Origin of the sequence: Xenorhabdus yunnanensis (genome assembly GCF_028598805.1) — a bacterium.
In the GTDB taxonomy this organism is placed as follows: Bacteria; Pseudomonadota; Gammaproteobacteria; order Enterobacterales; family Enterobacteriaceae; genus Xenorhabdus; species Xenorhabdus yunnanensis.
The window spans coordinates 1-1,919 of the sequence record NZ_JAQRFI010000140.1 but is presented as its reverse complement, the minus strand read 5'-3'; the positions used below and the strand labels follow the sequence as shown (position 1 = coordinate 1,919).

The window sequence follows — 1,919 nt, the reverse complement described above, 5'->3', positions numbered from 1 at the left end:
GCCCTCGCTGCCACGCCTGCCGAACGGCAAACTAAACCGTCGGGATTTGCCGGAGCCAGAGCGCTTGAGCACGCCCCGCTATGTTGCGCCGGAAGGCGAGCTGGAAGAGGTACTGGCGGAGCTGTGGGTGGAACTGCTCGGAGTGGAGCGAGTCAGTCGTGATGACAACTTCTTTGCTCTGGGGGGGCATTCGCTACTGGTTATCTTCTTAATGGAGCAGCTACGCCAGCGGGGATTAAAAGCGGAAATTAGCGATCTGTTTGTGGCCCCCTCTCTCAAAGAGCTGGCGCTCAAAGTCTCGGTCATCGAGCCTGAAGCCACAGCAAATATTGTCTCTCAGGTATCAACATTTGACGGCCAAACGATTACACCGTCGATGTTACCGCTGATCGAATTAACTCAAGATGATATTGATTATGTGATACAGCAGACACCGGGAGGCGTCGCGAATATTCAGGATATTTATGCGCTAGCCCCTTTGCAAGATGGCATCTTATTTCACCATCTGTTGCAAGAGCGTGGCGATCCCTACCTGTTTATTAGCCAGATTGCTTTCGGCACACGTGCATTAGTGGATGAATTTCTCAACGCGATGCAGCAGGTCGTTAATCGGCACGACATCCTCAGAACGGCAATTATTGCTCGTGGTGTGAGCATGCCCGCGCAGGTGGTTTATCGTGAAGCCTCCCTGAAGATCCATGAGTTAACGCTAGACCGCCAGAATGGCCCGGTTGTTGAACAGCTTAGCGCAAGGTATAACGCGGAAGACTACCGTCTGGATATTCAGCAAGCGCCTTTACTGCAGTTCGTTATCACCGAAGATAAGGATAATCAGCGTTGGGTCATGGTTATGCTGATGCACCATTTAATCGGTGACCATACCACGCTGGAGCGTCTCTACCATGAAGTTGAGTCAATCATGCGTGGCCGTGCCGCTAGCCTGGATGAGCCTAAGCAATACCGTAATTTGGTGGCTCAAACCTATCTTTCCGAGCAGCAAAGCAAGCATGAGGCTTACTTCCGCAGCCGTTTGGCCGACATTGATGAACCAACGTTACCTTATGGCTTGAGCGAGATCGATAATCGTGCGGTACAGGAACATCGTTTGGACTTGCCTGCTTCTTTGAATGATCGTCTGCGCCACCATGCACGGCGACTGGAAGTTAGCCTTGCTAGTCTATGTCACCTTGCCTGGGGCCGCGTGTTGATGGCAATCAGTGGGCGTTCTAGCGTGGTCTTTGGCACCGTACTCTTTGGCCGTTTGCAGGGGACTGAAGGGATGTCTAAAGCCATGGGGATGTTTATCAACACTCTCCCTTTCAGGGTCGATGTGAATGATAGATCGGTAGAACAAGCGGTTAAGGAAACACAGCAAGACTTGGCTGAATTGCTGGGTTATGAGTATGCCTCTTTGGCGCTGGCCCAGCGTTTTAGTGGTGTTGCCGCCCCTGCCCCGCTATTTAGTTCATTGCTTAACTACCGACACTCACCTCTCACAACCAACGCTGAGAATGTGCCGGAGCCATTGTTCGATATTACCTGGCTGAAGTCTGAAGAGCGGACGAACTATCCTTTGGTTGTGTCAGTTGAAGATTTTGGTCAGGCCATGGCGCTAACGATTCAAGGTGTTACGCCTATCGAGCCGCACACAATATGCCTTTATATGCAGCGCGTGTTCGAAGGGATCGTGAATACTTTGGATCAGCAGGAACACTATAGCCTGCAACAACTCCCCGTTTTACCTGCTACAGCACTTCACGCCCTGACTGAACAACGCAACCTGCCGCTGTGGGTAGCGCCTGTCGAGTTCTGTGTGCATCAGCAATTTGAGCAGCAGGCCGCGCTGTATCCGCAGGCGATAGCGCTGACTTATGGCGACCAGTCGCTCAGCTACGAGCAGCTAAACCAGCGTGCCAACC

1 protein-coding gene is annotated in these 1,919 nt (G+C 52.2%); it reads left to right on the top strand.

Annotated features, from left to right (window positions below; translation table 11 throughout):
- On the top strand, positions 1–1,919 hold a 1,919-nt coding region (locus PSI23_RS21155; protein WP_273556924.1), incomplete at both ends, for a condensation domain-containing protein.